General features: G+C 58.2%; 19 protein-coding genes and 3 pseudogenes. 7 read left to right on the plus strand and 15 right to left on the minus strand.

Annotation, left to right across the window (positions count from 1 at the left end):
• Positions 1 to 265 precede the first annotated feature (265 nt).
• From N181_RS33810 to N181_RS33820, 3 genes are read right to left on the minus strand one after another with little or no spacing between them, the layout of a single operon-like run.
• Positions 266 to 763, minus strand: coding sequence for a WD40 repeat domain-containing protein (locus tag N181_RS33810; RefSeq protein ID WP_050994759.1), 498 nt, complete (start codon positions 761 to 763; stop codon positions 266 to 268).
• Positions 739 to 1,020 carry a WD40 repeat domain-containing protein gene (locus tag N181_RS35610; RefSeq protein WP_037435622.1) on the minus strand — a complete coding sequence of 94 codons (282 nt, stop codon included), beginning with the start codon at positions 1,018 to 1,020 and terminating at the stop codon, positions 739 to 741. Before N181_RS35610 ends, N181_RS33810 begins: the two co-directional genes overlap by 25 nt.
• A gap of 41 nt (positions 1,021 to 1,061) precedes the next feature.
• The gene (locus N181_RS33820) at positions 1,062 to 1,823 is read right to left on the minus strand and encodes a WD40 repeat domain-containing protein (protein ID WP_060563965.1); all 762 of its coding nucleotides are present in this window, start codon (positions 1,821 to 1,823) and stop codon (positions 1,062 to 1,064) included.
• Positions 1,824 to 2,043: 220 nt separating this feature from the next.
• Between N181_RS33820 and N181_RS25235 the strand changes: the two are divergent.
• Positions 2,044 to 2,418 (plus strand): annotated as a pseudogene (locus N181_RS25235) (hypothetical protein); the annotation flags it as partial.
• A gap of 655 nt (positions 2,419 to 3,073) precedes the next feature.
• On the opposite strand, the gene N181_RS25240 reads toward N181_RS25235, so the two are convergent.
• The 3 genes from N181_RS25240 to N181_RS25250 all read right to left on the minus strand — a co-directional run bounded on the left by N181_RS25240 (position 3,074) and on the right by N181_RS25250 (position 5,935).
• The gene (locus N181_RS25240) at positions 3,074 to 3,700 is read right to left on the minus strand and encodes a class I SAM-dependent methyltransferase (RefSeq protein WP_037435303.1); all 627 of its coding nucleotides are present in this window, start codon (positions 3,698 to 3,700) and stop codon (positions 3,074 to 3,076) included.
• Between the two features lie 319 nt (positions 3,701 to 4,019).
• The gene (locus tag N181_RS25245) at positions 4,020 to 4,529 is read right to left on the minus strand and encodes a P-loop nucleotide/nucleoside kinase family protein (RefSeq protein ID WP_037435301.1); all 510 of its coding nucleotides are present in this window, start codon (positions 4,527 to 4,529) and stop codon (positions 4,020 to 4,022) included.
• A gap of 500 nt (positions 4,530 to 5,029) precedes the next feature.
• Entirely contained in the window at positions 5,030 to 5,935 is a 906-nt protein-coding gene (locus tag N181_RS25250) for a LysR family transcriptional regulator (protein WP_037435299.1), read from the minus strand.
• A 95-nt stretch (positions 5,936 to 6,030) separates the two neighbouring features.
• Here N181_RS25250 and N181_RS25255 point away from each other — a divergent pair, with 95 nt between their 5' ends.
• Together N181_RS25255 and N181_RS25260 are read left to right on the plus strand one after the other, a co-directional pair.
• Positions 6,031 to 6,351: a nuclear transport factor 2 family protein gene (locus N181_RS25255; RefSeq protein WP_014531263.1), complete on the plus strand. Its 321-nt coding sequence runs from the start codon at positions 6,031 to 6,033 to the stop codon at positions 6,349 to 6,351.
• Positions 6,351 to 7,130 (plus strand): SDR family oxidoreductase, encoded by a 780-nt coding sequence (locus N181_RS25260; protein ID WP_037385612.1) that lies wholly within the window; start codon positions 6,351 to 6,353, stop codon positions 7,128 to 7,130. Before N181_RS25255 ends, N181_RS25260 begins: the two co-directional genes overlap by 1 nt.
• Positions 7,131 to 7,144: 14 nt before the next feature.
• Here the strand turns inward: N181_RS25260 and N181_RS25265 are convergent, their stop codons facing one another.
• Positions 7,145 to 7,612 carry a MarR family winged helix-turn-helix transcriptional regulator gene (locus N181_RS25265; RefSeq protein WP_037385614.1) on the minus strand — a complete coding sequence of 156 codons (468 nt, stop codon included), beginning with the start codon at positions 7,610 to 7,612 and terminating at the stop codon, positions 7,145 to 7,147.
• A 143-nt stretch (positions 7,613 to 7,755) separates the two neighbouring features.
• On the opposite strand from N181_RS25265, the gene N181_RS25270 reads away from it, so the two are divergent.
• The 3 genes and pseudogenes from N181_RS25270 to N181_RS32375 all read left to right on the plus strand — a co-directional run bounded on the left by N181_RS25270 (position 7,756) and on the right by N181_RS32375 (position 11,290).
• Positions 7,756 to 8,547, plus strand: coding sequence for an alpha/beta fold hydrolase (locus tag N181_RS25270; RefSeq protein ID WP_037435291.1), 792 nt, complete (start codon positions 7,756 to 7,758; stop codon positions 8,545 to 8,547).
• Positions 8,548 to 8,735: 188 nt separating this feature from the next.
• Positions 8,736 to 10,332: pseudogene (locus tag N181_RS25275) on the plus strand (GMC family oxidoreductase).
• A 197-nt stretch (positions 10,333 to 10,529) separates the two neighbouring features.
• Positions 10,530 to 11,290, plus strand: a pseudogene (locus tag N181_RS32375) (IS5 family transposase).
• 305 nt (positions 11,291 to 11,595) lie between these two features.
• On the opposite strand, the gene N181_RS25285 reads toward N181_RS32375, so the two are convergent.
• Entirely contained in the window at positions 11,596 to 12,885 is a 1,290-nt protein-coding gene (locus N181_RS25285) for a D-serine ammonia-lyase (protein WP_234885964.1), read from the minus strand.
• A gap of 107 nt (positions 12,886 to 12,992) precedes the next feature.
• Here N181_RS25285 and N181_RS35040 point away from each other — a divergent pair, with 107 nt between their 5' ends.
• Positions 12,993 to 13,577, plus strand: coding sequence for a LysR family transcriptional regulator (locus N181_RS35040; protein WP_234885965.1), 585 nt, complete (start codon positions 12,993 to 12,995; stop codon positions 13,575 to 13,577).
• A 479-nt stretch (positions 13,578 to 14,056) separates the two neighbouring features.
• Here N181_RS35040 and N181_RS25295 read toward each other — a convergent pair whose 3' ends face one another.
• The 7 genes from N181_RS25295 to N181_RS25325 all read right to left on the minus strand — a co-directional run bounded on the left by N181_RS25295 (position 14,057) and on the right by N181_RS25325 (position 20,940).
• The gene (locus N181_RS25295; RefSeq protein WP_037435285.1) at positions 14,057 to 14,500 is read right to left on the minus strand and encodes a serine hydrolase domain-containing protein; all 444 of its coding nucleotides are present in this window, start codon (positions 14,498 to 14,500) and stop codon (positions 14,057 to 14,059) included.
• Between the two features lie 59 nt (positions 14,501 to 14,559).
• Positions 14,560 to 15,852, minus strand: a complete 1,293-nt coding sequence (locus tag N181_RS25300; RefSeq protein ID WP_234885966.1) for an NAD(P)/FAD-dependent oxidoreductase — start codon at positions 15,850 to 15,852, stop codon at positions 14,560 to 14,562.
• A gap of 175 nt (positions 15,853 to 16,027) precedes the next feature.
• A complete protein-coding gene (locus N181_RS25305) occupies positions 16,028 to 16,861 on the minus strand; it encodes a creatininase family protein (RefSeq protein ID WP_037435283.1) in 834 nt (277 codons plus the stop codon).
• 177 nt (positions 16,862 to 17,038) lie between these two features.
• On the minus strand, positions 17,039 to 18,040 hold the full coding sequence (locus N181_RS25310; RefSeq protein WP_037435282.1) for an ABC transporter ATP-binding protein: 1,002 nt from the start codon (positions 18,038 to 18,040) through the stop codon (positions 17,039 to 17,041).
• Positions 18,033 to 19,070 carry an ABC transporter ATP-binding protein gene (locus tag N181_RS25315; protein WP_050994746.1) on the minus strand — a complete coding sequence of 346 codons (1,038 nt, stop codon included), beginning with the start codon at positions 19,068 to 19,070 and terminating at the stop codon, positions 18,033 to 18,035. Before N181_RS25315 ends, N181_RS25310 begins: the two co-directional genes overlap by 8 nt.
• A complete protein-coding gene (locus N181_RS25320; protein WP_037435280.1) occupies positions 19,067 to 20,005 on the minus strand; it encodes an ABC transporter permease in 939 nt (312 codons plus the stop codon). The genes N181_RS25315 and N181_RS25320 overlap by 4 nt, the downstream gene beginning before the upstream one ends.
• Positions 20,002 to 20,940: an ABC transporter permease gene (locus tag N181_RS25325; RefSeq protein WP_037435279.1), complete on the minus strand. Its 939-nt coding sequence runs from the start codon at positions 20,938 to 20,940 to the stop codon at positions 20,002 to 20,004. Before N181_RS25325 ends, N181_RS25320 begins: the two co-directional genes overlap by 4 nt.
• Between the last annotated feature and the right edge of the window lie 12 nt (positions 20,941 to 20,952).

Raw genomic sequence — 20,952 nt, forward strand, 5'->3', positions numbered from 1 at the left:
ATGCGTCCCAAGCACCTGCAATGGCGAGTTTTTCAACGGTATCGGCCAATCCCGGACCTGGGCGGCAAAAGCTCCGATGTCCGCTTTTCCTGTTGGGTGTTTTGGCAGCGGACGGTCGGCCATCGGCCCCCGAAGTGGAAATAATTTCCGGCTTGCGCCCCCATCTCGGCCGTTGAGGTCGGCCCTGCAACCGCCTGAAAGCAGACATTGCTGGCGGCTATACTGGAGGTCGCAGTCGCGCCAGTTTCGGACATTGCCCGTGTCCTCAGTTGGGGCATTCCCCGATGTCGCCCTCGACCGGTAGGAAGAAGCGCTGCCGATCGCATGGTGTCAGTTCGCGCGGCACGACGGTCCTGGCGTAGTCGATCATGTCCTGAGGTGTCGGGAAAACGCGAATGATCCGGGCAACCTTGTCACCGAACACGCCTGCCATTCGAGTTCCTTCCGAATTGAAAGTGGCGAGCGTGCTCGCCGGTTCGACGTTTCCCACTGTCTCCAGACCGGTAAGGATCGCAATCTCTCGACCAGAGCTGGCCGACCACAGCCTTACGGTGCGATCTTGCGGCGATGCGGTGACAACATACAGTCCGCTGGGGCTGAACGTGGCCTCTCTCACGAAGCCTTTGTGTCCTCTCAAAGCAGCTTGTTCGGCGCCGTCGGCAACGTCCCAGATACGCGCCGACCCGTCGCGCGAAGCGGTCACCACCGACTTGCTATCTGGGCTAAAGGCTACGTCCGTCAGCGCCTCGCCGGGACGCCGCATCGTGGCGACGACACCCGCGCCGTCCCGTCCAGCGAGCTAGTGGCAACCAGACGGCCATTGGGGCTGAAGGCTGCTGCCGTGATCCGCTTCTCGTGTCCGGCTAGAACCATGACTTCGGTGCCGTCCCGCTTCCAGAGCCGAGCGGTGTAGTCTTTCAGTGCAGTGAGGACGAGCTCGCCATCCGGGCTGAACAGAACCTTCCGCAGGTCCCGCCGGTCGTCAGAACAGCAACCTGGACGCCTGTCGATGTATTCCACAGGCGCGCCGCCCCGTCATCCGACGCTGAGGCTAGAGGTCGCTACCTGGGCTGAACTGGAGATTGACGACAGCCGCTGCCGCTGTTTAGCCGAAGTGCCTCGTGCCCACTCTTCGCGTCCCACAAGACGATGCGGCCATACGAAGAGGCGGTCGCAACGAGCTGTCCATCCGGGCTGAACGTGGCATCCCCGATGAAGCCGCTATTCGGCTCAAGTCGGACGACCTCGCGACCGCTTGCCACATCCCAAATGTTGGCTGTGTTATCGCCTCCGCCGGTAATGACGCGGGTGCCGTCTGGGCTGAAGGCTGCAAATGTCGGAGGGCGCCGGTGCCGCATGCTCGTGGTCAGCACGCCATCGATGTCCCACAAGCGCGCCGTTTCGTCATGAGACGCCGTAAGAAGCCGAGTTCCATCGGGACTGAAAGCCACGTGCTCGACCAAGCCCCGATGTCCCGCGATGACCGCGAATTCGGAATCGCTCTCGACATCCCAGAGGCGGACCACATTCCCCAGGGAAGCGGTCGCCAGGAGCTTGTCGTCAGGGCTGAAAGCGCAATTCATCTCCTTGTCAATCTCCGGGCCCGGGACGCCGGCCTGGTCTCGTTTCAGCCCTGCAGTTTCGCGGCCGAGCACGCCACGCTCCTTGCCGGAGACACCGTCCCAAAGTCGCGCCGTGCCGTCGAGAGAGACCGTCGCAATGAGGCGGCCGTCGTGACTGAAGGTGGCCCCCTGCGTGTCGCTCGTATGATCGCCAAACGTGGCAACCTCGGAGCCGCTCGGCACATCCAAAAGCCGGGGCACAGCGTTCCATGTGAGAGTGCGCCATGCATTTGCCACTAGCTTGCTTCCGTCCGGACTGAAGATGACTTCATCAGGCCACGATCGGGTCAATGCTCAACTGATTGACGCGATCGGCGGACACCAACTCTGGGCTGAGCGCTATGATGGTGAAATGAGCGGCGTATTTGGGCTGCAGGACAAGGTCATAGGACAGATCGTGTCGACGCTCTCCGTGAAGCTGACCGGCGGAGCGGCAACCGGCGGCGCTGGTGATGGCGGCCTTGCTCTTACGGGTGCATGGGCTGGCGATGCCTTTGCGGGCGGCGGTGCAGGCGGAGCGGCAACCGGCGGCGCAGGCGGCGCAGGCGCAGCTGGCGGCATTGCAACGAGCGGCGCAGGCGGTGCAGGTTCGGCCGGCACCTGGGGTTCCCACAATGGCGACGATAGTTTCCTTGAAGGAATCTCCTCGGCATCGGCCGATGCGGTGATCGACACCAACGCCTTCAACCAGCAGATCGTGCTTGGCGCCAACCTGCAGGGCAACACCATCGACATGACGGTTGTCGGCGGCGACTACAGCTCGACGGCCATCGGCGAAGACGAAGACGCGGCGTGATGTAAGCCGACTACCGGTTCGCATTCTTCGCAATCGGGCATTGAACTGGACTGCGCGGCTTCGCCTCGCGCAGTCCAACTCGTTCAGTTACTGGGTGCCGATATCGACCCCGCCCGGCTCAGGCGCGTCGCCGCGGCACTCCAAGTGCCAACCTTCACGTTCCGCGCGGCTTAGCAAATCTCGGGTTCTCGCTTGCTTCAGACCTCCCCCCTTCAGAAGTGCAAAGCCGCGGAAACCCGGCAGCTGCCATCGAGTAGCGCAGCCCGCACGCGGCTAGCCGCGGGCCTAGCGAGATGGACTTTCCCTGTTTCTTCGCAGCTTACGTCGCACCTTATCGCGTAAGACGCGCAGTTTTTGCGCCTCTTTGACCGGGGCTGCTTACTGACGCTCTTGCCGCAAGTTCCGATCGATACATTATGCGATCTTATCGGCCCAAAAGGTGAACATCACAGCAACCCGCCGTGCCGGGCTCGTGGGAGCACGATTCTGTCCGCCCCTAAGGCGACGTCCACGCTTAAGTCTGTTAACGGCAGCATTGCGCCCCCATGTCGGCCACAGAGGGGATCTTTGCCTTCGCCCGGAGGCCGACATTGCGGTGACCACCTAGAGTTCATAGTCGCGCCACAACCGGCCCTTCCTGCAGGTTCTGTGTGCGTCACGCCCGACTCGCCCGAATGCTCAGCCACCGATCATGGGGCTTTCCGACGCACCGACGTACCTCGCTGACGATCCAGCCGGCGTCTGTGAGTGCGGACCGCAGGGCAGACTCGCGCCAGTACGTCTCGACGTAGCGCCGGGGTGCTGCAGCACTGCCGTGTGTGGACACATCCTCGCCTTCGCCCTCTCTAACCGAGGCGTGCAATCGGCCACCGGTCCGGGTCGCCTCGGCAAGCCGTCCAAGCACCGTGCCGAAATCCTCGCGCGCGACATGAATCAGACAGGCACAGGCCCAGATCCCGTCGTACGGGGTGCCGGGACGCTGCGGGTCGGCCAAGTCTTCGGTCAGCGGGTCCAACAGGTCGGCCTCGAAGCCACTTTCGCGAAGCAGTTCGACGAAACCCTTTGAAATGTCGGTGCGCCGGACGCTAATTCCCCGCTTCTCAAGCTCAAGTGCATCTCGCCCGCCACCGCTTCCGATCTCCAGCACCCTGCCCGAGCCGCCCAGCTCGGTCACGAACGCATCGATCTCTGTCGCAACCCATTCGGGCATCGCCGCGGCCTCGGCAGCGTACTCCGCCGCGACCGTATCATAGGACCGCACGGTTTCCAGGTCGGTGCTCATCCTAGCGCTCCTCCTTCAAGACAAGAGGCCTGATGAGCGAGAGGCCCATCAGCCCGTTGCGCGCTTCACACTTCGGCAGTTGGTGACATCGCGGGCGATTTGTTTCCCAGCTTTAGCAGAAACGCGGTCAGAGACACCACCGACCGAGCAATGCTGCCGGGCGGCAAGCCCCCAAGACGGTCGCTGGACCACCCGGGTTGTCTTTCTGAAAGCTGCCGGTCGGCTACGATAGTGACGACGCACAGTGGCCGGTTCAAGCGGCTTCGGTTTTCCCGCAATAATCGGGTGCTTCCTTTCCGATCACAATCGCTGCAAGGCTTCAGGTGAGGTTAGCGAGGATATCGTCGACGACACGTGCGACGTTATTTGCCGTGTCGATGGTGATGCCGGCAGGAAGATATTCCCGAGTACGATGGTAGTGGAGTACCAGTGCCCGCTCGGCCGGTTCGAAGCCAGGCTCATTCGGCCGTCCATCTAATCTTCGGTTCAACGTCTCAACGTCGATGTCGAGCACGAATACCTTGTCGAATAGGTGCAGAAATTTTTGGAAATTGCGCGAGCCGCCACAGAAGAATGTGGCAGGGTGGGTGGTGTCGGCAGCAATGGTCCGGACCTTGTCAACGGGCCAGATCCAGTGCGCATATCCCCAAGCGATGCGGTCTGCGCCTTTGGGTGGTCCTGCGAGTGCCTGGCCTGTCTCGGGGTCACCGACATAAGCTAAGACCCGATCACCATGGATGACATGGTAGCCCCGCCGCTCCAGTTCTGCAGCGACAGACGTCTTTCCAGTGCCGGAACCGCCTTCGATCAGATAGTTCTTGATGCCCATAGGCATTGTTTATCATGGCTTCCAATCGGGTGAGAAGACGACCCGGCTGGGAGTGCTCAGGCAACCTCCGACCGATCAGGTCAGCTGTCCGTCCGCCACGCTAGTGCAGCCACGTCCGGAACGCGCCCTCACTCCGGTCGTTCACACCACCCCCTTGGGTTCTGGGAAGCAGTCAGTCTGCTTTCGTAATGATCGTCCGGAACGCGCAATAGGAGGCGCGTGCGCCGTGCGAAGACAGCAACCCCGAAGGCCTATCTGAGCAGTTGAGAGTATCGTCGACGGGCAGGCTCACACTTAATACCGTCGTCAGTCTTCTCGCGAAAGTCGCTGAGGTGTCAGATGTCGTCGAAATGACTGTCGCCGAACACCTGCCATTGAATGCCGAGAACCTGCGTAAGGCGCTATCACAGTTACCAATCCTTGTGCGTTAGTCGCTGGGTCGGGAGTACTAATACCTTCAAGGCGACGCAGTTGGCGCAGTGTGGCGCTCCATCGACGGGTCACCCGGTCGCCCGTCGCGAGAGTTCACGAGCTAGTTCCAAGAAAGCCCTGACCCCAGCCGATAGATTGCGCCGCCCAGGATAGTAGAGGCAAAGCCCCGGATAGGGCGGTGTCCAGTCTTCCAGAATACGGATAACGCGCCCCGCGTCGATGTCCGGGAGAATATCTTGTTCGAAAATGTATCCTACGCCGGCACTATCGAGAACGGCGGTTCTCGTAAGGCTCGCTTCATCCAACGTTATCGGGCCGCGCACATCAATTTGCACCTGTTCCCCGTCCTTTTCGAAGCGCCACCGAAACAGTGATCCATCGGGAAGACGAACGCGGATGCATTTGTGATTGAAAAGGTCGGGGGGAGCCAGTGGCTTCCCATACTTCTCGAAATACTCGGGAGAGCCGACCACCGCATGTCGCTGTGGCCGGCCGAGCGAAACGGCAATCATGTCGGTGGGTACAAGGCCCGCAACCCTGACGCCTAGATCGAATCCGTCGCCGACGACATCCACCAATTTTCCCTCGGTGACGATATCAACGTGCATGTCTGGATAGCGGCGCAGGAACTCAAGTACGAGCGGTGAGATGATGGCGCGCGCGGCAAAGGGTGCTGCGTTGATACGTATCGTTCCGGAAGGTGTTTCGCGTTGCGAGCGCACGGTCTCCAGAGCGGTACGGAGATCCTGAAGGGAAGGCGCGACCTGTTGCATAAAGAGCCTGCCGGCATCCGTCAGCGAGACGCTGCGCGTGGTTCGGTTGAACAATCGGACGCCGAGTCCCGCTTCAAGTCTGCCTACTGTGTGGCTCAGCGCTGTCGTGGACATGCCGAGATCGATGGCCGCTGCGCGGAATGTGCCGCGCCGTGCAATCGCGATGATCGCTTCCAGCTCTTTGAGATTGGGTTGTTCCATTGTCCCGACTTGTTCACTATCGCATGCCGGTTTATCCCACTTATCTGCGCAATGGTCGAGGGTAAGTTTCTGGTCAGATCATGTGGAGAAACACAATGGATATGCCCCCAACAGTTACCGCGTACTTTGACGCCGACCGCCGCAATGATGTGGAAGCGTTTTCAGAGACCTTTTTGGATGACGCAGTTGTCGAAGACGAAGGCGCTCGCCACCGAGGCATTGCCGCAATTCGCCAATGGTGGGCGGCTGTGAAAACAGCGACCAACTACGTCGCTGACCCTGTCGAAGCCACACGCGACGGCGACAAAGCGCTCGTCCGCGCGAATGTAAGCGGTCAGTTCCCCGGCAGTCCGGTGACGCTCACCTTCGCCTTCACCACCAAAAACGACAAAATCGCCAGACTGGAGATCAAGTGATGATCGATTTTCTCAATCTTAGAGGTAAACGCGCTCTCATCACCGCTGGAACGAAAGGCGCCGGCGCTGCGACGGTCAACCTGTTTCGCGAACTCGGTGCACAGGTGCTGACGACGGCGCGGGCGCGTCCGGAAAGCCTCCCGGAAGAGTTGTTCGTAGAAGCTGACCTGACCACCGAAGAAGGATGTGCAATTGTTGCTGACGCCGCGCGTCAGCGCCTGGGTGACGTCGATATCATTGTCCATATGCTTGGAGGCTCTTCAGCAGCCGGGGGTGGCTTTGCGGCGCTATCCGAAGACGAATGGGACAAGGAGCTGTCACTCAATCTGTTTCCGGCTGTTCGACTTGATCGGCTCCTTGTCCCGGACATGGTTGCCCGAGGATGCGGGGTGGTCGTGCACGTGACATCCATCCAGGGGGTCATGCCGCTTCCGGAATCGACGACCGCGTATGCAGCGGCAAAAGCAGCGCTTTCGACTTACAGCAAGTCGATATCGAAGGAAGTTTCGCCCAAAGGTATCCGGGTCGTGCGGGTGTCGCCTGGGTGGATCGCAACGGAGGCCTCAGTCCGTTTGGCCGAGCGCTTGGCGAAGCAAGCCGGTACTGATCTGGAAGGCGGCAAGAAGATCATCATGGATGCACTGGGTGGCATTCCGCTTGGTCGGCCGGCGAATCCTGAAGAGGTCGCAGATCTGATCGCATTCCTCGCCTCCGACCGCGCGTCTTCGATCACGGGTACCGAATACACGATCGACGGAGGTACGGTGCCCACGGCGTAGGCGCCCCCTGCAGATCAGGCGGGTGTGTCCCACCCGCCAATCTGGGAGTAGATCGCGTTGCGGAGATAGCGCACGTCGCGGTTCAAAGCGGCCAACTCCGGGGGCGTCTGGGTCGAAGCTGCAAGCAACGTGTCGCTGAGGCAGCCTGCCTTGTGCTGCAATGCCCGACCTTCTTCGGTCAACGCGATCACCACTTGCCGCTCGTTGCTGAGGTTTCGGGTCCTGCGCAACAAGCCGGATGTCTCAAGGCGCTTCAAGAGTGGTGTAAGCGTGCTGGATTCCAGTGCAAGGGTGTTGGCAATGGCGCCGACCGTTTGCTCGTCTTCGCTCCACAAAACGTTGAGCACGAGATACTGCGGGTAAGTCAGGCCCAATTCGTCGAGGAGGGGCTTGTAGGCGCGCTGAATGGCGATGCCAGCAGTGTAAATCGCGTAGCACAACTGATCGTGCAATGGCGGTGGATCATTATGGGGTTTGGTCATTCTGGGCTCCTTTGCGCACCAATATAATCAAGGTTACAGCGAAAACCAATATCGCGATAAGAATTATGTTGACGAGCAGTTCAAGATCTGACAAATTAAATATATCGCGATAACAGTTATCGCCCTTAACGAAAGGAAAAGCCATGACACGCACGACCACAACCACCGTTGCCGCTATCGCAGCCGCCGCCATATCCGCCGCAATGCCCGCAAACGCCGCCGACACCATCCCTGAAAGCCAGGCCGTCAAAAACGTTGTGCTCGTCCATGGCGCATTTGCTGATGGCTCTGGCTGGAAGGGCGTTTACGACAATCTTACGAAGCGCGGCTATCGCGTCACAATCGTCCAGAACCCTCTGACCTCGCTCGAAGACGACGTTGCTGCCACCAGACGTGCGTTCGAGCGGCAGGATGGTCCGGTCATTCTCGTCGGACATTCCTGGGGCGGTACTGTTATCACGGAGACTGGCATCGATCCGAAGGTTGCCGGTCTCGTCTATGTCTCCGCTCTCTCACCCGATGCCGGCGAAACGACGGCTCAGCAATACGAAGGATTTGCTCCGGCAGCGGAATTCGTCATCGAGACCACAAAGGATGGTTTTGGATATGTAAGCCCGGCAAAGTTCAAGGCTGGGTTCGCTCATGACGTCAGCGATGCCGATGTTGCGTTCATGAGGGACGCGCAGGTGCCAATCAACATGTCGGCGTTCGCCACGAAGCTCGAGAATGCGGCATGGCGCACCAAGCCTAGCTGGGCTGTTATTGCCACCGAGGACAAAGCTTTTGATCAGGCCATGCTGATCCACATGGCTGAGCGCATCAAGGCGAAGATCACCAAGGTGTCGGCAAGCCACGCCTTGTTCATGACGCAGCCTGCGGCCATCGCCGATACCATTGATCAGGCCGCCAAGACCGTGTCGGCGAAAAAGCAATGATCGACTTCGCGTCATCGGGAAGGTCGAGACCCTCCCGATGACGCTGAAACAAATCTGTTAAACAGACCGCAGGCCCGAGCGAGATGCCGGTAGGGCGTCGGATCCTTCCAAGATCCATGAGCATTTCCTCGTCTTTCGCGACCACGACTTCAGCAAATTTACCAGAATTAATTCACGGAGGAACTCACGTGAAACTGTATACCCATGATGAAAATGTACCTGCAAATACATCTTTCGCGCACAACACGGTCGGCGATGTCTTCGACTTCATCGTCTGCGGCGCTGGGTCCAGCGGCTCGGTTGTTGCAGCGCGCCTGGCAGAGAATGGAAACGCGAGCGTTCTCCTGCTCGAAGCAGGTGGAGATCATAAATCCGAGACAGTATCGAACCCTGCGCAATGGCCGTTGAATCTTGGCTCCAGCCGGGACTGGGGCTTCGTTGGACAACCGACACCTGGTCTGGATGGCCGACGACTTCCTCTCAGCATGGGCAAAGGGCTTGGCGGCGGTTCGAGCATCAACGTCATGGTATGGGCCAGGGGACATAAGGAAGACTGGAATCACTTTGCCGCAGAGGCCGGGGATGACGCCTGGGGCTATCAGTCGATCCTTGGCTACTATCGCCGGATCGAAAACTGGCAAGGCGCTCCGGACCCTACTCGTCGCGGGGTAGGTGGGCCTGCATATGTGGCGCAGCCTACTTCTCCGCAGGCAGTGGCGGAGGCCCTGTTGAACGCGGCATCTGCCATAGGGATACCTCTCTATAATACCACGAACGGCGAAATGATGGAGGCATCTGGCGGTGCATCGATTGCTGAACTGCGTATCCGGGAGGGCAAGCGGGAAACCGTGTTTGAATCCTATGTTGATCCGCTGCTGTCGCGTCCAAATTTGATGGTGATCACCGAGGCGTTGGTTACGCATCTCATCTTCGATGGTAAGCGGGTAAGAGGTGTGGAAGCTCTGATCGATGGTCGGCGACGTCCAGTTCATGGCGCATTGCGAAACGGTGCTGTCACTTGGCGCGATCAATACCCCGAAGGTCCTTATGCAGTCCGGAATCGGCCCGGAAAACGAACTGCAATCGCATGGGATCCCAGTCGTGCAACACCTGCCGGGTGTTGGTCGCAATCATCAGGATCATCTCGCCTTCGGCTGCACCTGGGCCTACCGAAAACCGGAAGCAGTGGGCGGTAGCGGCTGCGAGGCAAACCTCTACTGGAAGAGTGACGCACGTCTGTCCCAGCCTGACGTCCTCCAGTGCCAGTTGGAGTTCGCCGTCCCGTCGCCGCTTGAGGCCGGTCTCGAAACACCGGAGCACGGCTGGACCATGTTCAATGGTCTCGCACAGCCGAAAAGCCGCGGCCGATTGAGGCTCTCTGGCCCCGATATCAACGACCCCGTCCTGATTGAACCGAACTCACTCAGTGAGCCGGAAGACATGGCAGCCGCGTTGGCCGCAGTGGAATTATGCCGCGAACTTGGAAACAGCGATGGCTTTAGACCTTTGGTGACGGGCGAAGCCGCTCCGGGGCAGCGCGACAGATCAGGAATGATCGACTTTATCCGGCGCTCAGCAGTCACCTATTGGCATCAGTCCTGCACAGCCAAGATGGGACGCGACAACATGTCGGTGGTCGACAATGAACTCAAGGTATGCGGTATCGACGGCCTCCGTATCGCGGATTCTTCGATACCTCGTGCCGAGCGGGTTGTCACCCATGTCTTAGGTACAAGATGTTACCTATGTCTCCTGGCTGGACATGCATCACGACTCTCGCCTTGAGCGGAATCGAACCGCAGACCTACTGATCCGGCGTCCGGAGTGTGCAGTCCAGGTGATACATTATGCGATCCCAGACGCACAAACCGGAAACAAACCTGGCACAGCGCGACGCCATCTACTTTTAGGGCGTAAACTCATAAAATCGCTTGGTGTTTATCGCCTGTCGTGATTCCAGGCTTCCGAATAAGGGAGCCTCTATGACGCGTCGCCGCTACGAACTCACATCACGAATGGTCAATCCTGTCGCCGCTGTTGCCCAACAAGCCCCGCGGGGTTCCCCGGGTCGATGACCGGCGGGTGCTGAATGGCATCCTTTGGCGGTTCCGGACGGGCTCGCCTGGGCGGAGATCCCGGAACGCTACGGTCCGTCGACCACCTGTTACAACCGCTTCGTCCGCTGGCGAAAAGCCGGGGTCTGGGATCGGCTCCTTGAAGCGGTTTCGGAGGTTTGCGATGGCGACATCGTCATGATCGACTCGACCTGTGTCCGCGTTCACCAGCATGCGGCCACGGGAAAAAGGGGGATGGAGACGTTGGTGGCATGGGACGTTCCCGCGGCGGGCTTACGAGCAAAATCCATGCGCTCGTCTACGCCGAAGGTCGCCCCGTCACCCTCCGTCTGACCGGCGGACAGATCGCCGACTGCACCGAGGCCGACGCGCTGACGGACGAGCTCGGCGAGGGAGACATCCTACTGGCCGATAAAGGTAATGACAGCAATGCCATTCGGGCCAAGGCAGCCGCGCGAAAGGCCTGGGCCAACATCCCGCCCAAGACAAACCGCAAGGGTTCTTTCGTGTTCTCGCGCTGGGTCTATCGGCAGCGGAACCTTGTTGAGAGATTCTTCAACAAGATCAAACGGTTCAGAGGCATCGCAACCCGATACGACAAACGCCCCGAAAACTACCTCGCCGCCGTAAAGCTCGTCGCCACAAGAATCTGGTGTCAAAGTCTATGAGTCGACGGCCTAGAGAATCGACACTTGAAATCATAGCGATATCAATCGCGTCCCTTATCGCATTAGCTGCTGCGTATGGACCTTAGGATAACGTTGCCGCGTCCCGCCGGCATTGATGTGCAAAATTTCGGCCATCGCGTCGGTAGTCCGCGTGGAAATCTGCGTTTTGCACGCATCCGACCTCTATGGAGCCCCCTGCTCCGCAGCCCATCAGTGGGCTGGCGGAGCCTAATTGCTTTGGCCAACCGGCGGAAACACGCGGGGCATACATCACAGGCGGAGGCGCAATAATGAGCCTGACACGGTTAGCCTCCCGAGTTGGGGCGGCTTGAAAGAACTCTCTGCCCATGCTCGCGCGCGGAGGCCCATTCCAGATCTGGAAAAAATGAGCCACCCGTTGTCCAAATGATGTTGGTGCTGGCTCTGCTGCTATCGAACGAATGTCTAATCACGCTGCCATGTCTTGCGAACGCTGCAAAACCAGCGGCTCCAGAGGGCTCTAGACGCAGGCCTGCCAAAGTCCACATCCGCTCAACCCACTCGCTGAGGTCATCATCAAGGACAGTGGCGACACCAGCGATCTGATGGCCCACGACTTCGGCTACGAGCATTGATGCCTGTGCGACAGCCAGACCATCGGCGATAGTCTCGTTTGACAGCCCACAAGCATAGACATTCACGGGCCTGACAGATCCCGAAGCCAATTGGACCAGCATGGATGGAGAGGCTACCGGTTCAACGAATATGCAATGTACGTTCGAACCAAAGATATTCTTCAGGCCCAGGGTTATCCCCCCTGGCGCTCCGCCCACACCACACGGAAGGTAAACAAAGAGTGGGTTGTCGTGACTGATCCGTATTCCCGTTTCCTCGAGCTGGTTCGAAATTTCCAGCGCTGCTGCGGAATAGCCGACGAGGAGCTTCACCGAGTTTTCGTCGTCGATGAAGTAGGTGAAGGCATCAGACGACGCTACTGCCCTAGCGGCTGCTACGGCATGTGAGTAGTCGTTGTCGTGTTCCACTACATTGACCCCGGCGCTCCGAAGCCGAACTTTCTTCCAAGCCTTTGCGTCGCGGGACATATGGACCTCGACCCGAAAGCCCAACTTGCGCCCAACCATGCCAACACTGAACGCAAGGTTTCCCGTCGAGCCAACGACGATCCTATAGCGCTCGAAAATGTTCCGTGCCTCCGATGACAAGAGAGCCATTGGATCCGCCCGACAGCCGACCCCGTGGGACTGCAAAATATCTTCCGCATAGGACAAGACTTCATATACCCCGCCGCGGCCTTTGATGCTTCCCGTTGTCTTTATTTTGTGATCGGCCTTCACAAGCACGCAGCCTGACGGGAATTCTGAACAGTTAAGGTGGATCAATTCCGACTGGGCGCCATTGCCGATACTAATGTCTGAAAATAGTTCCGCCAGGACGTCATTGAAACGCATCCAGCTTTTGACGGCTCCGTTGAGATCGTCCATACTTACCTTGCTTTGATTTTCAATTCCAGTATCCGATTTGTACTTTGTGTTACGCCACCATATTGGTCGGCTTTCTGGTACACCTTCTGGAAACACAATTTGTTCTGTTGTCACGACATAGCCTCTCGTAATTAAAGAAATCGATTGACTGCTATAGAGGACTGTCGAGGTCGTCCAATTAAAGCTATTGTGCCGACTCATTAGCTCAGTTAATGTTTATCATGCGCACCGAACATCCCGCGATCGATGGATCGCTTGCTTCAGATCTCTGGATCTTTCACGTGGTCGCGCAATCGCGAACTTTTGAAGAAGCGTCGCATAGTCTCGCCATCACCCAAAGCGCGGTATCACAACGCATGGCACGCCTTGAGGCGCGACTCGGGACGAAACTCTTCGAGCGCAAGGGTCGGCAGGCCCGCCTAACGCCCAATGGACAGCTTCTTCTCCAAGGTACGACCACGGGTTTTGACGCCATCGTCCCGACGGTCCAGGCCATAAGATCTGGCAGCAAATCTCAGAACATTAGAGTCAGTTGTGTGCCCTCGCTGGCGCTTGAATGGCTGACGCCCCGATTGGGCGGATTCCTTAAGTTGTACCCAGATTGTAACGTCGAGATTTTCGGCGACGTGGCTGCGCTCGACCACAGGCAAATGGCAGGTCAGAACATTGACGTCTGTATCCGCTATGGCCCAAAAGGCAGTGTATCGGCCCTGTACTTTTGTGTGTCGATGAACCCTGCTTTCCTGTTGGCTCACCTGATGTTGTTCGGCAACTATCCAAAGCAACGCGTGAGTTCGGAACCGTAACTCTGCTGCACGATACCGCCCCATGGGACGGCGCATCCAAGCCAGATGAGGAATGGGCAATATGGCTGAAGGAAAATCCTGCTCCCTGGCTGAACGAGCTGAAGCGCAGAGACCTTCATTTCAATCTTGCTCAACTTGCTTATCGTGCAGCAATGGATGGTATCGGCCTGGCGATTGGCCGGGCGAGACTCGTCAATCGGCACCTTTATAGTGGCAAACTGGAAAGACTTCCGAATGCCAAATCATCCCAGTTTTCGATCACTGTGCAAACGGCCGGAAGCGCGGTCCCGGCAAAGTTGAACGTGTTCTTGGAATGGCTTCGCTATGAACTGGAAGAAGATTTACATGTGGGTGCGGTTTGAAGGTCGGATTAAGAATCCGACACCGATTTGTTATTCGGCAGCGGACCCGCACCTTACACCCGATTAGAACACTTCCAAGAAACATAACTAGACTTCAATTGAATTTAAGCAAGCTCTTCATCCAGTGAATGAAGCACCAACCGTGATATCGAACGGACCATCGGTGACCTGAAGCTCCGGATTGTCATACGCTGCCAATCCGGACGTATGGGAAAGAAGATTGGCTATCTTGATTGCTTGCCAGCTATCCGGTCCTTCTGGAAAATAGTCGCTGATACTGTCGTCCAAGTTGACGTTGCCCCGCTCAACCAGCATCATTATCGCGGTCGCTGTAAACGATTTGCCAACGGACCCAGACTGCAGTACGCTGTCCGCCGTCATTGGAACGTTGAGTTCGATGTTCGCCTTGCCATACCCTTTCGCCAGTACAATCGAGCCATTCTTATAGATTCCAAGTGCGACCCCTGGAATCCTCTGGCGACTCATTTCAGCGAAAACGTACGTGTCGATCGCGTCTGAGACGCTCGATTTCAGACGGTATCCGTCAATCCAAGGGGACATTCTACACCTTTTTACATGTCTGGAATTCGCGATCGATGTTGGAAGGCATGGTTCGGCAGCTAGGAGAACCGATCCATCGCGTAGGGACGCGGGTCTGTGAAGGCGACCCGCCCCGTCATCATTTCAGCCAACAGCCGTCCAGTAACGGGCCCCAACGTGAGACCGTGATGGTTATGACCAAATGCAAACCATAGGCCCTTATGTCGTGGCGCATTCCCAATGATCGGACGCATGTCGGGAAGACAAGGTCTGGACCCCATCCAGGGCTCCGATTCAATCCTGCCTTGGAGCGGAAAGGTTCGTCGAGCGAGCGGTTCGACAAAATCTAGTTGGGAGAAATTCGGGCGACTGTCTCGGGGCGCGAACTCAATTCCGGTGGCCAATCGAACGCCTTGGCGCATGGGCGACAGGACATACCCTCCATCCGCGTCGAATACTGGATGGTTTAGCGTCGCGCCGGCCTTTGCCGAGTAGTGGACGTGGTAACCTCGCTTAACGACAAAAGGCAGCCGATATCCCAACCGTCGCGCCACATCGTCCGCCCAAGGACCCAGCGCAACGACCACCTCTTGCGCGAACAGACTCTGGCTCTCCAGATTCAGGCGCCATCGAATCCCGTCATTGACGAGATTTGATGCGTCTGCCTTGTGGAACGTACCGCCCCGCTGGAAGAACGCTTTCGCATAGCTTTTTACCAGACCTCCCGGATCACGCACCGTTGCGGGATCGAGCCAATGGACACCTCCGACGAACTCGTTCGAAAGATGTGGCTCGCGTTCCCTCAGCGAATCCGCGTCGAGCACTTCATACCGGACGCCAAAGGGAGCGAGGTCCCCGGCCGCTGCCTTGGCTTTTGCAAGTGACCCCGGCTTCCGGAAGGTTTCAATCCAACCTGAACGATGTAACTCGGAAGTCGCCCCCGCTTCGGACGCCAACGCTTCATGTTCCGCCACGGAACGGCTGATCAGCGGCCACATGTCCGACGCTGCCTTCTTCAACCGTTTTGGAGCGGACTCGCGCCAGAACCGCCAGAGCCACGGTGCGATTTGGGGCAAATACGACCAGTCGAAACGCACGTCTGCCGAACGGTTCAAGCCATAGCGGAGCAAGGTCCCAAGCTCTCGCGGCGCCCCATACGGCATCACGCTCGAGCATTCGATCAACCCCGCGTTCCCGTAACTCGTCTCCTCCCCCGGCTCCTTCCGGTCGACCAGGACGACTGACTTGCCACGCTTTTGTAGATGCAGTGCGACGCAAACCCCGACGATCCCAGCGCCAAGTACGATAACGTCTGATTGCTGTGCGGCAGATTTAACAATCACACCATGCTCCGTAGTAAACACTGTTTTCACTTTGGCGTTCCCGGGAGCGCTCAGTTCGGTTGTCAGGCCCGTTGAACAACATAGGGCGTCCCGCATGAGAGAGAGTTCGCGCCAAGATCGAGTCTGCTAACAACTTGCGGAGGCGCTTCGGAGAACTCGGCTCAGGACAGCGCCTGGGCCGCGGCCTAGCCCTGGTCGCGGGACCTCAGAACATGTCGAGCGAAAGCCGACCTTCCGTCGATTGTAAGCCGCGCCCCGGACTCCATACTGGATCAGGTCTGGTCCACAGCGTTGGAAGCTGGATGAGCTTCACTAGTTCTGATGCCTGCAGATCCAGGAATCGCTCGCCCTTCTCCGCCGTCGCGCTGCGAGGATCTCCCCATGTTCCTGAGGTCGGAGCATACTCGGCAAAGGAGTAGAACCGCGTGCCGCCGAGCTGTGGGCTCAATGGATGCGTTTGCTCTGCGAACGCTTGCTCGAAACGATCTGAACGAACCGTTTCAGGAGTAATCGCCAGCATGATGGAGGCTTCTCCCTCACAGGCGTGCTGAGAGCGCTTATCCACTTCAAAGATCTTCAAAGCCTCCTCGCGCGCCAATCCCCAGGGCAGACAAGAAACAATCGGGATCTCAAATTCGACCGCCACCTCTCGCACTGAGACGGCGAGCGGCTCAACGTTACCTCCATGCCCATTTACGATCATCAGCCGAGCGAAGCCCAGTGCCTTCAGCGAACGCACGATACACCGCAGGACCTTGTTCATTGTCTCATAGTCGACCGAGATCGTGCCGCCGAAGGGAATGTGGTGCTCGCTCATTCCGAGCCATAGTCCCGGCAGTACTGCGACAGGAGTCTCAGCGGCTACCCGCCGCGCGGCCCGGATTGCCGCTTCCGAGGCGCTCGCGGTATCAGTAACAACGGGGAGATGTGGTCCGTGCTGTTCAAGGGAACCTATGGGAAGGATTGCAAGCGCGGCTTTTTGCATCGCGATTGCCCGCAAATCCGGGGCAGTCATGCGCGTCCATTCGACTTCAATCATTTAATACCCCTCCAAAGATTAACAAGTTCGCGAGCTTGCAGTGATGCGTGCACCCTGCGGCGGGCCAGATCGAGCGCGCACGACAGGGAGAACGGACGCGTGCCGCGCCGAACACCATTCTCATAGGCAGTCGCGGTCGCGGCCTCGGACGTGTGGGCCCCACCCCGTGCAAGTCAGTTACGATTGTACCGCTGCCGCCCAGCATGCAACCTTTCGAGGTCCCATCGCCACAAGGGGTGGACTGCTTTGTGTACATTTCTCGATTTTAGAACTGCACCGAGCGGCGAAGGCGCATCCAACTTCCTTGCTCGCCAAGTTTGGCGGGCGCCCCTCGATCGGGACCAATCCGGCCGCAAGCCGTTCATCAAGCGGAGGAACCGATTTTATGAGCGCCGAAGTGTAGGGATGATACGGCCTCGAAAAGATGTCTGATGTTGAACCTTCTTCGACTATACGCCCCGCGTACATGACTATCACCCGGGAACAAAACTCCGACACCAGGGCGATATTGTGAGAAATGAAGACAATCGACGAACCAGTATCTGTGTTCATCTTTTCGAGGAGCTCGATCACCTGCGCTTGAACGGTGACATCGAGAGCCGTGGTCGGTTCGTCGGCTATGATCAATTTGGGCCTATTCGCAGTTCCCATCGCGATGACAATGCGCTGACGCATGCCCCCGGAAAACTGGTGCGGATACTGGCCGGCACGCACGGCTGGATCAGGTATCCTGACGGAGCGCATCATGTCGACCGCCGCACTGGCTGAGATCTTTCTCGAGACGCCTTCGTGAGCCTCGATTGTCTCGCCGACTTGACGCCCTGCGGTCATCATCGGGTTCAGGCTCGCGGCAGGGTCCTGAAACACCATCCCAATCTCGTTGCCGCGCAGCCGGCGCATCTCCGTTTCCGACAGCGCGAGCAGATCAGCTCCAAGAAACTGAATGCTACCGCTGACGGGAGCCGCGCCCGGAGCGAGCAGTCTCATGATGGCGAGAGCCAAGGTTGACTTTCCGCATCCCGACTCCCCTACAACACCAATCCGGTCGCCCGCGTTAACGTGGAAGGAAACGCCGCGCACCACGTGAAGCACACCGTACTTGCTTTCAATGTCTATCGACAGATTCTCAACTGACAATATCGCGTCATGATCGGCAGAATGTCTGATCTGATTAAGCATTCCGGGCTCCGCGCTGCGCGTCGACATGTTCTTGAAAGTGACAGGCCGCCTGGTGATCACCTGTGCCCGACAACATCGGGTCCACGGCGGAGCATGCATCCGGTGAACCGAGGTTTTGTCTGAGCCAGCATCGCGCTTGGAACCGGCAGCCGGACGGCAAATGCATCGGAGAAGGAGGATCCCCCGATAGTGGGATTGGTTTGCGCTTGTCAGTTGATGTCGGCATTGTCGGCACCGCAGACAACAAGGCTGCTGTGTAGGGATGACGCGGAGCTGCAAATATCGTGTCAGCATCCGCTAGCTCGACAATTCGACCAAGGTACATGACCGCAACCCGATCCGCCATCTGCCGAACGACCGCCAAGTCGTGGGATATGAACACGTAGGTCAGCTTTAGCTTGCGCTGCAGCGATACAAGTAAGTTGACGATCTGAGCCTGAACGGACACGTCCAGCGCACTGACGGGCTCGTCGCAGATTATAATTTCGGGATTTGCGGCGAGTGACCGGGCAATCCCAATTCGCTGCCGCTGCCCGCCGCTGAACTCTCGAGGAAACCTCGCATATCCGGACGCTCCGATCGAAACGAGATCAAGCAGTTCATTCACCCGCGACTGCCGCTGCTTTTTGTCGACTCCGGCCAGAAGGAGTGGCTCCGCAATGATCTCGCCAGCCCGCTGCCTTGGATCAAGGCTGCTGTACGGGTCCTGGAACACCATTTGCAGGCTCTTCCTGGCCTCACGCAGACTGCGCCCCTTCATATCGCTGATGGGCAGGCCATTTAACGCAACGCTTCCGCCAGTCGGGGCCTCGAGCATACACAATGTGCGCCCAAGGGTGGATTTGCCACAACCGCTCTCCCCCACGACCCCAAGCGTTTCGCCGCGATAGATCTTCAGGTTGATTCCATCCACCGCCCGCACACCGGTGCCAAAAATGACATGCAGGTCTCGAGCTTCGAGGATCGTTTCGCCCAGGCGAGCACCGGCATTGTTTGTCGTCTCGCCGATCTCTTTCAGGAGTTCACTCATGAGGCCTCTCCGCCGCGTCTGAATGAAGGATCGAAATGCTCGCGCAATGCGTCGCCGATCACGTTGATGGACAGCAATGTGAGTCCCACCGCTATTGCTGGCGTAATCAGCAGATGCGGATACGACTGCATCGACCTCACGCCCGACGCGATCATCGCTCCCCAGCTCGGTGTAGGTGGATCGACACCAACGCCCAGAAAGCTCAGCCCAGCTTCAAGTAGGATTGCACTTGGCACCACGAATGTTGCCGAAACGATGATCACCGGCAGGCAGTTCGGCAAAATGTGGCGCCGCATTACGAACAAGTCTGAAGCACCCGCCAATCGAGCGGCCGCAACATATTCCGCCGATCGAAGTATGATCACCTCTGCGCGTACAATGCGTGCGCAAACCAGCCAAGAGGTAAAACTCAAAGTGAGGAAGACGCCGAACAGCCCTCCTGACATTTTATAAAGCGCCGTTATCGGTGAAAAGAAGTCAGTGGAAGACTGGTTCAACTGCCCCTTCACAACGCCGGCGATCAGAATTGCAAACAATGTGTCGGGGAATGCGTACATGCTGTCAACGAAACGCATGCAAACACTGTCAATCCAGCCCCGCTTGTATCCCGCGATAGCGCCGACGGCGATGCCGATCAGAACCGCCGCCACGGTGGATGTCACGGCAACGACCAGTGAGACACGGGCTCCGATCGCAAGACGAGCCAGCATGTCGCGGCCCAACTCGTCAGTCCCGAGTATGTGGTTCCAACTGGGGGGCGAATTTCTGTGAAGCAGATCCTGGCGGTACGCGTCGTAAGGCAGGAATGAAGCGGATGCAGCAACAACGACGATCAGCACCAGGAACGCAATCGCAACGGCTAGACCGGGCTTGATGCGAAGGGATGCGGATAGCAGTGGAACACCACGCCGCTGGGTCGATGGCACCATCGTCATCGTACGTCCTCGCGGGTTCGGGGGTCGATCATGAAATGAGCGATATCGACGAGCAGATTACAGAGGACCACAATCACCGCGTACACGAGGGTCGTCGCAATGATGACAGGATAGTCTCTTGCCGACACTGCCAGCACGAAGTACCGCCCGAAACCAGGCACGCCGGCGATGGATTCCACGAAGAATGAACCAACGAGTACTGAGGAGGCGTACGATCCGGCAACTGTCACGACAGGAACCAAGGCATTTCTCAATATGTGAACCGCGATGATGCGACTTCGCTTCACTCCCTTCGCCCGAGCTGAACGGACAAAATCCTTGTGCATGACCTCCAGAACGCAGTTTCGACAGTAGCGGGCGATCGCCGCCATGGGAGCGAGAGCGAGGGAAACAACGGGTACGATAGCTGAGGTGGAAAAGAGCCCCTTCCACCCAAACGTTGGAACAAGCCCAAGCCCGACTCCCATGGTCACGATCAACACCGCAGTGATGATGTAGGTCGGTAGAGACACGCAGAAGGTACAGAAGAACAGTATGGCAGTATCCAGAGCTCTCGAACGCGTCAGGGCTGCCACCACGCCAAGCAGTAGCCCCATGACGATGGCGAGGGCTATCGCCATCGAGCCGAGGGCAAGCGACGTCGGAAGAAATTTCTTCACGATATCGGCTACGGACTGTGAGGGGTCCCGGAAGGACGGCCCGAGGTCGCCTTGAACGGCGCCCCAGAGATAGCCGATGTACTGAACTTGCAACGGTTCATCCAGATTGTACTTCGCATCCAGGGCAGCCTTCGCGGCTGGCTCCATCGGCCGATTTGCGCTCGCGCTGTCCCATGGCGAGCCAGGCGTGAGGTGGGCTATTGCGAATGTTACCGTGTAAACAACCAAGAGAGTTGGGATACTGGCAAGCACTCGCCTCAACATGAATGAGAACATCTCTTTTCCAGC

This window comes from Sinorhizobium fredii USDA 205 (assembly GCF_001461695.1).
Classification (GTDB): Bacteria; Pseudomonadota; Alphaproteobacteria; order Rhizobiales; family Rhizobiaceae; genus Sinorhizobium; species Sinorhizobium fredii.

Bases quoted from the DNA above. Each gene is read 5' to 3' on its own strand.
- N181_RS25270 (WP_037435291.1), top strand. From the start codon at position 7,756: ATGACACGCACGACCACAACCACCGTTGCCGCTATCGCAGCCGCCGCC.
- N181_RS25305 (WP_037435283.1), bottom strand. From the start codon at position 16,861: ATGATTGAAGTCGAATGGACGCGCATGACTGCCCCGGATTTGCGGGCA.
- N181_RS25310 (WP_037435282.1), bottom strand. From the start codon at position 18,040: ATGCTTAATCAGATCAGACATTCTGCCGATCATGACGCGATATTGTCA.
- N181_RS35040 (WP_234885965.1), top strand. From the start codon at position 12,993: ATGCGCACCGAACATCCCGCGATCGATGGATCGCTTGCTTCAGATCTC.
- N181_RS25260 (WP_037385612.1), top strand. From the start codon at position 6,351: ATGATCGATTTTCTCAATCTTAGAGGTAAACGCGCTCTCATCACCGCT.
- N181_RS25240 (WP_037435303.1), bottom strand. From the start codon at position 3,700: ATGAGCACCGACCTGGAAACCGTGCGGTCCTATGATACGGTCGCGGCG.
- N181_RS25255 (WP_014531263.1), top strand. From the start codon at position 6,031: ATGGATATGCCCCCAACAGTTACCGCGTACTTTGACGCCGACCGCCGC.
- N181_RS25250 (WP_037435299.1), bottom strand. From the start codon at position 5,935: ATGGAACAACCCAATCTCAAAGAGCTGGAAGCGATCATCGCGATTGCA.
- N181_RS33810 (WP_050994759.1), bottom strand. From the start codon at position 763: ATGCGGCGTCCCGGCGAGGCGCTGACGGACGTAGCCTTTAGCCCAGAT.
- N181_RS25320 (WP_037435280.1), bottom strand. From the start codon at position 20,005: ATGACGATGGTGCCATCGACCCAGCGGCGTGGTGTTCCACTGCTATCC.
- N181_RS25265 (WP_037385614.1), bottom strand. From the start codon at position 7,612: ATGACCAAACCCCATAATGATCCACCGCCATTGCACGATCAGTTGTGC.
- N181_RS25295 (WP_037435285.1), bottom strand. From the start codon at position 14,500: ATGTCCCCTTGGATTGACGGATACCGTCTGAAATCGAGCGTCTCAGAC.
- N181_RS25245 (WP_037435301.1), bottom strand. From the start codon at position 4,529: ATGGGCATCAAGAACTATCTGATCGAAGGCGGTTCCGGCACTGGAAAG.
- N181_RS25325 (WP_037435279.1), bottom strand. From the start codon at position 20,940: ATGTTCTCATTCATGTTGAGGCGAGTGCTTGCCAGTATCCCAACTCTC.
- N181_RS25315 (WP_050994746.1), bottom strand. From the start codon at position 19,070: ATGAGTGAACTCCTGAAAGAGATCGGCGAGACGACAAACAATGCCGGT.